Raw genomic sequence first — 8282 nt, 5'->3', positions numbered from 1 at the left:
GGAATTTTTAAAGTGTTTTCCACACTCAAAAAAGGGTCCTTCAAGTTCTTCTTATTGTTCAATTTTCAAGGTCCTCTTGCCGCCCCTCTCGCGAGGCAGCTTGCTTATTATATCTCTCGTTTCGCTCTTTGTCAAGAGTTTTTTGAAAGATTTTTCGCAAGCTTTTCACTCGGCTAACCTCGTGTTTTGCGGCCCTGTTATAATACCACACTGGAAGGTTAAAAGTCAACGGGTAAAAGCATGTTTTTTGGCAAAAAGTCAGTCTTTTGGCACTTTGCCCATTTGTCCTGCCCCTTTTTGTTGATTTTCCAGACTGTTTGCGTCAGCGGTTTATACAGGCTGTACGAAAGGCTTGAAACCGCGCTTTTGCAGTTTACTATCCGTATTGAACATTTGGACGCGAAACAAAAAGAAAAGCGGCCTCTGGACGCCCTTGTGCAAAAATTTTCTCAACTTTTTCTATCCCTGGAGCAGAAGTTCCCGCATTTCTTTCAGGATTTTTCGCTCCCTCCGGGAAATCTGCACCTGGGTGGTGCCCAGCACCCGGGCGGTCTCGCTCTGGGTCTTGCCCGAAAAAAAGCGCAGATAGATGAGCGTGCGGTCCTGAGGCGGCAGGCCGGAGAGCACCTCCTCCAGCCCGATGCGGTCTGCCAGGTCTTCTTCGGGGGAATCCACCGGGATGTCCAGCTGGCGGGCGTCCTCGGTGTCGGCGGCGGGGGTCAGCGAGATGGCCGGCTGCCCGGCCCGGATGGCCAGGGCCACCTGCTCGGGGCGCTCGCCCAGCGCCTCTGCCAGCTGGCCGACAGTGGGTTCAGCCCCCGTGTTCTTGATGATGGTCTCCCGCAAAGCGCTCACCTTGAGGCCCAGCTCCTTGAGGGAGCGGCTGACCTTGACGGTGCCGCCGTCGCGAAAGAGCTTTTTTATCTCCCCCAGGATGACCGGCACCGCGTAGGTGGAGAACTGTACGCCCCGCTCCTCGTCGAATCCGTCGTAGGCCTTGACCAGCCCCATGCAGCCGGCGGAATAGAGGTCGTCGTACTCGATGCCCCGGCCCCGGAAGCGCCCCGCGCAGGCATGGACAAGGCCCAGATTGTTTTGTATGAACTCCTCCCGCGGGCCCAGTTTGGTCGGCACGGAAAAGCCCCCTCTCTATAGAAAGATATGTAAGAGAGGTTCAGCCGCGGCCGGCGAGGGTCTTGGTCATCACCACACGGGTGCCCTGCCCCGGCTTGCTGGCAACTTTGACCTTGTCCATGAAGCTTTGCATCACCGCAAAGCCCAGGCCCGCCCGCTCTTCCGGGTTGCCGGTGGTGAACATGGGCTGCATGGCCTTTTCCACGTCGGCAATGCCCACGCCCTTGTCGGTGATGGTGATCTTGATTTTCCCGCCCTCGTACAGGGCGACGGACATGTGCACCAGCCCCACCCCGCCGGGGTAGGCGTGGACGATGCAGTTGGTCACCGCCTCGCTGACGGCGGTTTTGACGTCCGCCAATTCGGGCACGGTGGGGTCCGCCTGGGCCAGGAAGGCCGCCAGCGCGCCCCGGGCAAAGCCCTCGTTGACACTGCGGGAGTAGAAGCTGAGTTTGACCAGATTCTTTGCTTTCATTGCCTGTGCGCTCCTTTTTTATATGGATTCGATGCGGGCCAGCCGCAGCATTTTGGCCACGGCGGGCGGCGCTTTCTGCACCATGATGCGCCCCTCAAGCGCCTGCATCTGTTTGGCGCGGCCCAGGATCAGCCCCACGCCGCTGGAATCCATGAAATCCACGCCGCCGAAATCCAGCACCAGCTGGGCGGGCATGCTGCCGGCGATCTGGCCGTCTATCTGCTCCCGCAGGAGCTGGGCGGTGTGGTGATCGATCTCGCCCGACAGATAGGCGACGAGGGTGTCGCCCGCGTGGGTGAACGTGACCTTTGCCATCCTTCTTTTCCTCCTTTGCCCGGCATCTATGCAAACAAAAAGCCCCGTATGCCTGGCAATTACCAAGTATACGGGGTCGGGTGCGAATTTTTTGCCGCAACATGGCGGCGACGGGTCACAGCCGTTCCAGCAGCTTCGGCCGGGCCTGGGCCGCAAGGTAGAGCGAGCCGCAGACCACCGCGCCCTGGGGCAGGCCGAGGGCCGCGTTCAGCGCCTCGTCCAGATCGGCGCAGGGATAGACCGGCACCTCCGGCAGCTCCCGGGCCGCCAGTTCAGCCAGCGCTTCGGCGCTCATGGCCCTGGAGCAGTCCGGCGGGACGGCGTAGATCGTGCTGAAAGAATCGCCCAGCGCGCGGAGCATTTCGGCGGCAGCCTTGTCCGCCAGGACGCCCAGCACAGCCACCGGCTTCTGCGGCAGCTTCTGGGCCTTGAGAGTAGCGGCCAGCGCCGCCGCGCCCGCCGGGTTGTGGCTGCCGTCCAGCAGCACCAGCGGCTGATGGCGCAGCACCTCGATGCGGGCCGGGAAGCGGGTGGCTTCCAGGCCTTCCAGGATAGCCTCGTCGGAGATGTCCAGGCCCCGCCGCCACAGCGCCAGCGCAATTTCGATGGCCATGGCCGCGTTGCAGGCCTGATGCGCCCCGGGCAGGGCGAGGTTTACCTCATAGCCGCCGTATTCCATGCGGTTTTCGAACAGGCCGCCGCGGCGAAGATGGACGTCCTCCGCCTCGGGGGCCACCAGGTCTGCTTTTTCGCGGATGCAGGCGGCGGCGATGGCCTGCAGCGCCTCCTTTTCCTGCACCGGGTAGGTGACCACAGTGCAGCCGGGCTTGACGATGCCCGCCTTTTCGGCGGCTATCTTTTCCACCGTGCCGCCCAACAGTTCGGTGTGGTCCAGGTCGATGCGGGTGATGGCCGCCACCAGGGTGTTCTCCACTGCGTTGGTGGCGTCGAAGCGGCCGCCGAGGCCGGTCTCCAGCACGGCAATGTCGCACTGCTCCTCGTCGAACCAGCAGAGGGCCAGCGCGGTGACCGCCTCGAACTGCACCGGCGCCTCTGCCAGCGTTTCGGCGGCGGAACGCACCTTCGCGGCCAGCCGTTCCAGCGTCTCAGGCAGTATCATCCGCCCGTCGATCTGGAACCGCTCGCAAAAGCCCACCACATAGGGCGAGATGGTCAGCCCCGTTTTGAAGCCGGCTTTTTGCAGGATGTTTGCGGTGAAGGCCGCCACGCTTCCCTTGCCGTTGGTGCCGGCGATGTGGACATAACGGCCCCGTTTCTGGGGGTCGCCCAGCGCGGCCAGCAGGGCTTTCATCCGGCTAAGGCCGGGCGCGCCCGAAAGGCGGGGCAGGCTTTGCAGCCAGTCAAGAGCCGTGGGCATCATTCCTCATCCCTTTCCCTGTTTCGCCACAGAATGCCGCACATGCGGATGAACAGCAGGATCAGCAGAGCCACGAACAGCCCGCACCAAACGCCGGAAAAATCCAGCAGCACGTCCAGCGTGCTGGAGGTGCGCCCCGGCACATAGAGCTGGATGGTCTCGTCGATGACCGCCACCAGCAGGCCGCAGAACAGCGGCCAGCTGACGTGACGGACAAAGTGCCGGGTGTAGACCCGCAGACAGAGCATGAACCAGAAGCCCAACAGAGCGAACTCGGCGAAGTGGGCCATCTTGCGCACGGTGTGCAGCGAGAAGGGGCCCAGCCCCACCTTTGCGGCCAGGGCATTCAGTATCTCCTGCACCCGCTGGCTCTGTTCACCGGAGGCCTGGGCGATCTGCAGCGAGTTCTGAAAGATGAACCAGACGCTGTAAATAAGGCAGCCGGTGAAGAGGATGCGGGCGAGGATGACCAGCGGGCTGGTCTTGCGTTTTGTTTCCAAAGGCAGTGTTCCTTTCGGCGTTTCGCCTTCAGCCCAGAGCGGCGATGCTCTCGTCGATGCGGGCCAGTTTGTCCTGGGCGCGGGCCAGTTTGGCGCGGATGTCCTCCACCACCTGGGCGGGGGCCTTGCTCACGAAACCGGGGTTATCCAGCTGGCGGGTGAACATGGCGATCTCTTTCTCCGCGCCGGCTTTCTCCTTGTTCAGGCGGGCCAGCTCCTTGTCCCGGTCGATGAGCTCCAGCATGGGGATGAAGCCCCGGGCGCTGTGGGTGATGGCCTGCACCATGCCGCCGGTGGGGCCGTCGTAATGTTCGGTGACGGTGACAGAGGTGGCAAAGGCAAACTTGGCCAGATATTCGCCGCCCCGGCGGAAGGCCGCGGTGTCGGCGGTCTCGATGACCATGCTGCTGCGCTTGGCGGGATGAACGCCCATCTCGGCGCGCAGGTTGCGCACCGCTTTGATGTAGTCCATCAGCTTTTCAAAGTCGGCCTCATCGGCGGCGTAGTCCAGCGCGTCGATGAACCGGGGCCACTGCTCGATCATAATGCTCTCGCCGGTGCCGGGAAGCGCATGGTAAATCTCTTCGGTGATGAAGGGCATGAAGGGGTGCAGCAGCTTGAGCGCCTGGGTGAGGGCGTAGACCAGCACCTTGCGGGCGGTGTCCGCCTCTTCGGGGTCGGGGCCGTTCAGGCGCACCTTGGCGATCTCGATGTACCAGTCGCAGTAGACCTCCCAGATGAAGTCCTGAATTTTCTGGGCGGCCAGGCCCAGCTCGAACTTTTCCAGGTTTTCGGTGGCTGCGCGGGCCAGGTGGTTCAGGCGGGAGAGCACCCACTTGTCGCTCAGGTCCAGCTTGCCGGCGGCGGGCAGCCCGGCCTCGAAATCCTCCGGCAGGTTCATCATCACGAAGCGGGCGGCGTTCCACAGCTTGTTGGCAAAGTTGCGGCTGGCCTTGATCTTCTCGTCGGAGAAGCGGGTGTCGTTGCCGGGGGTGCCGCCCAGCACCAGGGTCAGGCGCAAAGCGTCGGCGCCGTAGTCGCGGATGACCTCCAGCGGGTCGATGCCGTTGCCCAGGCTCTTGGACATCTTGCGGCCCTGGGCGTCGCGCACCAGGCCGTGGATGAGCACCGTGTCAAAGGGAGCCTTGCCGGTGTATTCCAGGCCGGCCACGATCATGCGGCTGACCCAGAAAGTGATGATGTCATAGCCGGTGACCAGGGTGTTGGTGGGATAGAAATACCGCAGGTCCCCGGTGTCGTCGGGCCAGCCCAGGGTGCTGAAAGGCCACAGGGCGCTGGAGAACCAGGTGTCCAGGGTGTCCTCGTCCTGGCGCACGGGCGCGCCGCAGTCAGGGCAGGTGGTGAGGGGCTCGGCGCTGACATGCACCTTGCCGCAGGCGTCGCAGTACCAGGCCGGGATGCGGTGGCCCCACCACAGCTGGCGGCTGATGCACCAGTCGCGGGTGTTCTCCATCCAGTGATAGTAGTTTTTGTCAAAGCGCTCGGGCACGAACTTGATGTCGCCGCCGCGCACCGCGTCGATGGCGGGTTTCGCCAGCGGCTCCATCCGCACGAACCACTGCTTGGACACCATCGGCTCGATGGTGGTGCCGCAGCGGTAGCAGGTGCCCACGTTGTGGGGGTGAGGTTCGATCTTTTCCAGGTAACCGCCCGCCTCCAGATCGGCCACGATGGCCTTGCGGGCCTCGTAGCGGTCCATGCCGGCGTACTTGCCGCAGTCGGCGGTCATGTGGGCGGTCTCGTCCAGGCACTTCACGATGGGCAGGCCGTGGCGCTGGCCCACCTCGAAGTCGTTGGGGTCGTGGGCGGGGGTGATCTTCACCACGCCGGTGCCGAACTCCATGTCCACATACTCGTCGGTGACGATGGGGATCTCCTTGTTCACCAGCGGCAGCAGCACCTTTTTGCCGTGGAGGTGCCGATAGCGCTCGTCGTCGGGATGGACGGCCACGGCGGTGTCTCCCAGCATGGTCTCGGGACGGGTGGTGGCCAGAATAAGATACTCGTCGGTGCCCACGATGGGGTATTTCAGATGCCAGAAGAAGCTGTCCTGGTCCTGGTATTCCACCTCCGCGTCGGAGATGCTGGTCTTGCAGTGGGGGCACCAGTTGATGATGCGCTCGCCGCGGTAGATCAGGTCTTTGTCGTAGAGGTACTGGAACACCTTCAGCACGGCCTTGGAGCAGCCCTCATCCATGGTGAAGCGCTCCCGCTGCCAGTCGCAGGAGCAGCCCAGCTTTTTCAGCTGGCTGACGATGCGGTCGCCGTACTGGTTTTTCCAGGCCCAGGCGCGCTCCAGGAAGCCGTCGCGGCCCAGCATCTCCTTGGTGAGGCCCTCCTCTTTCATCTTGGCCACCACCTTGGCCTCGGTGGCGATGGAGGCGTGGTCGGTGCCGGGCACCCACAGGGCGGCGTAGCCCTGCATCCGCTTGAATCGGATGAGGATGTCCTGCCAGGTCTCATCCATGGCGTGGCCCATGTGCAGCTGGCCGGTGACGTTCGGCGGCGGCATCACGATGGTGTAGGGCTTTTTGCCGGGGTCGGCCTTGGTGTGGAAGTAGCCGCCGTTCAGCCAGAAGGCATAGACGCCGTCTTCCACGCGGGCGGGATCATAGAGTTTTTCCAGTTCTTTCATGTTCTTCCCTCCTGTGAGTTCTGGCGGGGCGTACAAAAAGGCCGCCCCATGTGCGTGCACACTTGGGACGGCCTGTAAAGATACAAAACCGCGGTACCACCCAAATTGCCGCGTCCGAAAACGCGGCCACTCGAGAGCCCTGTAACGGGGGCAGGCCGTGCGCGGCTACTGAAGCGTTCGCCGCGCCTGCTCAGAAGCGACAGCCCGCCGCGCCTTCCGCCGGGTTTTCAGCTGCCCCCGGCTCTCTGCAAGGAAGGGATGTGCGGCGCGCCCTCTTCATCGGCGCATTTGTGTTTATACATTATAAAGCGGCGGCGGGGCGTTTGTCAATACGCTCAGCCCATGCACACGCCCATGCTGCGGGCCACCTCCAGCATACCGTGCCCCTCGGGCACAAGGCGGCTCTTGCCGGCGATCTCCTCCAGGGCGTTCTCGGTGACATGGCCGTTCACCATGGCCACCGTCACGCCGTAATGCTCGTGTGCCACCAACTTGGCCGCATAGGTGCCGAAGCGGGTGGCCAGCACCCGGTCGTAGGCGGAGGGGCTGCCGCCGCGCTGCATGTGGCCGGGCACACAGACGCGGGTCTCGCAGCCGGTCATCTCCTCGATCTGGCGGGCGATGCGGTCGGTGGCGGTGCGCTCGCCGGCCTCGGCGCGCTTGGCGGCCCGCTCCTTCTTCTTCATGCGGGCTTCCTCGGTGTCGTATGCGCCCTCGGCCACGGCGACGATGGAGAACGTCTTGCCCTCTTTGGCGCGCTTTTCCACAGCGGCGCAGACGTTCTCGATGGTATAGGGCAGTTCAGGGATGAGGATGATGTCCGCCCCGCCGGCGATGCCGGAATAGAGGGTCAGCCAACCGGCCTTGTTGCCCATGATCTCCACCACCATGCAGCGGCTGTGGCTGCCGGCGGTGGTGTGGATGCGGTCGATGACCTCGGTGGCGATGTCCACCGCGGTGTGGAAACCGAAGGTGACGTCGGTGCCGTAGATGTCGTTGTCGATGGTTTTGGGCAGGCCGATGATGTTCAGGCCTTCCTGCGCCAGCAGATTGGCAGTCTTGTGGGTGCCGTTGCCGCCAAGGCAGAGCAGGCAGTCCAGCTTCATCTCTTTATAGTTCTTTTTCATAGCGGCGACCTTGTCCACCTTATCGTCGCCCACCACACGCATCAGCTTGAAAGGGGTGCGCTTGGTGCCCAGAATGGTGCCGCCCACGGTGAGGATGCCAGAAAATTCCCGGGGCTTCATCACGCGCCAATCGCCGTCGATGAGGCCCTGATAGCCGTTCATGATGCCAATGATCTCCACATCGTCGTCCATGCGCTCATACAGCGCTTTCGCAACGCCTCGAATGGTGGCGTTGAGGCCCGGGCAGTCGCCGCCGGAGGTGAGGATGCCAACACGTCGTTTCATCTTTGCATGTCCCCTTTTCACCGCGCGCCGCGGGAATGGCCGGGCGCGTTTTTCCAATTTCAATTTGTAGTTTAAGAGTAGCCCCGCCGCGCCCTTTTTGTCAATGGGTTTTGACAAAAAGCGGCACACAAAAATTTTCAAAAAGAAGTGTTGACAAACCCCCGCGGCTTCGCTATAATAATAAAGCACTCGCGAGAACGCCTCGCGGCGCAAAAAGATATTGGAGAATTGTGTAAGGGTAGCACGACAGACTCTGACTCTGTTTGTGAGGGTTCGAATCCTTCTTCTCCAACCAGGAAACAGCAGCAGCGCGGCATTTGCTGCTGCTGTTTTTTTCGGGGTGTAGCGCAGTTGGTAGCGCGCCTGGTTCGGGACTAGGAAGCCGTGGGTTCAAATCCCGCCACTCCGACCA

Annotated in this window: 7 protein-coding genes, 2 tRNA genes and 1 other annotated feature; of the genes, 2 read left to right on the top strand and 7 right to left on the bottom strand. The window is 62.5% G+C overall.

Going from position 1 to position 8282, the window contains the following annotated elements; all coding sequences use genetic code 11:
* Nucleotides 1–459: 459 nt before the first annotated feature.
* From ACH2AT_RS10295 to ACH2AT_RS10265, 7 genes are all read right to left on the bottom strand, one after another.
* The gene (locus tag ACH2AT_RS10295) at nt 460–1134 is read right to left on the bottom strand and encodes a sigma-70 family RNA polymerase sigma factor (protein WP_394965799.1); all 675 of its coding nucleotides are present in this window, start codon (nt 1132–1134) and stop codon (nt 460–462) included.
* A 40-nt stretch (nt 1135–1174) separates the two neighbouring features.
* Nucleotides 1175–1609, bottom strand: a complete 435-nt coding sequence (gene spoIIAB / locus ACH2AT_RS10290) for an anti-sigma F factor (protein ID WP_394965797.1) — start codon at nt 1607–1609, stop codon at nt 1175–1177.
* A gap of 18 nt (nt 1610–1627) precedes the next feature.
* Nucleotides 1628–1924 carry an anti-sigma factor antagonist gene (locus ACH2AT_RS10285; protein WP_394965795.1) on the bottom strand — a complete coding sequence of 99 codons (297 nt, stop codon included), beginning with the start codon at nt 1922–1924 and terminating at the stop codon, nt 1628–1630.
* Nucleotides 1925–2039: 115 nt separating this feature from the next.
* A complete protein-coding gene (locus ACH2AT_RS10280; protein ID WP_394965794.1) occupies nt 2040–3302 on the bottom strand; it encodes a bifunctional folylpolyglutamate synthase/dihydrofolate synthase in 1263 nt (420 codons plus the stop codon).
* Nucleotides 3302–3802, bottom strand: coding sequence for a VanZ family protein (locus tag ACH2AT_RS10275; RefSeq protein ID WP_394965792.1), 501 nt, complete (start codon nt 3800–3802; stop codon nt 3302–3304). The genes ACH2AT_RS10280 and ACH2AT_RS10275 overlap by 1 nt, the downstream gene beginning before the upstream one ends.
* 28 nt (nt 3803–3830) lie before the next feature.
* On the bottom strand, nt 3831–6458 hold the full coding sequence (locus ACH2AT_RS10270; protein WP_394965790.1) for a valine--tRNA ligase: 2628 nt from the start codon (nt 6456–6458) through the stop codon (nt 3831–3833).
* A gap of 60 nt (nt 6459–6518) precedes the next feature.
* Nucleotides 6519–6750, bottom strand: a binding site (T-box leader).
* Nucleotides 6751–6793: 43 nt separating this feature from the next.
* Nucleotides 6794–7870 (bottom strand): 6-phosphofructokinase, encoded by a 1077-nt coding sequence (locus ACH2AT_RS10265; protein WP_394965788.1) that lies wholly within the window; start codon nt 7868–7870, stop codon nt 6794–6796.
* A gap of 221 nt (nt 7871–8091) precedes the next feature.
* Here ACH2AT_RS10265 and ACH2AT_RS10260 point away from each other — a divergent pair.
* Together ACH2AT_RS10260 and ACH2AT_RS10255 are read left to right on the top strand one after the other, a co-directional pair.
* Nucleotides 8092–8165, top strand: a tRNA-Gln gene (locus tag ACH2AT_RS10260).
* A gap of 41 nt (nt 8166–8206) precedes the next feature.
* A tRNA-Pro gene (locus ACH2AT_RS10255) sits at nt 8207–8282 on the top strand.

Origin of the sequence: Candidatus Allofournierella excrementigallinarum, assembly GCF_944388085.1 — a bacterium.
GTDB classification, from domain to species: Bacteria; Bacillota; Clostridia; order Oscillospirales; family Ruminococcaceae; genus Allofournierella_A; species Allofournierella_A excrementigallinarum.
This window is presented reverse-complemented; position numbering and strand designations above follow the sequence as displayed.

What these genes read in the sequence shown, in the direction of transcription:
- ACH2AT_RS10270 (WP_394965790.1), bottom strand. Translation starts at nt 6,458, where the DNA reads ATGAAAGAACTGGAAAAACTCTATGATCCCGCCCGCGTGGAAGACGGC.
- spoIIAB (WP_394965797.1), bottom strand. Translation starts at nt 1,609, where the DNA reads ATGAAAGCAAAGAATCTGGTCAAACTCAGCTTCTACTCCCGCAGTGTC.
- ACH2AT_RS10280 (WP_394965794.1), bottom strand. Translation starts at nt 3,302, where the DNA reads ATGCCCACGGCTCTTGACTGGCTGCAAAGCCTGCCCCGCCTTTCGGGC.
- ACH2AT_RS10285 (WP_394965795.1), bottom strand. Translation starts at nt 1,924, where the DNA reads ATGGCAAAGGTCACGTTCACCCACGCGGGCGACACCCTCGTCGCCTAT.
- ACH2AT_RS10265 (WP_394965788.1), bottom strand. Translation starts at nt 7,870, where the DNA reads ATGAAACGACGTGTTGGCATCCTCACCTCCGGCGGCGACTGCCCGGGC.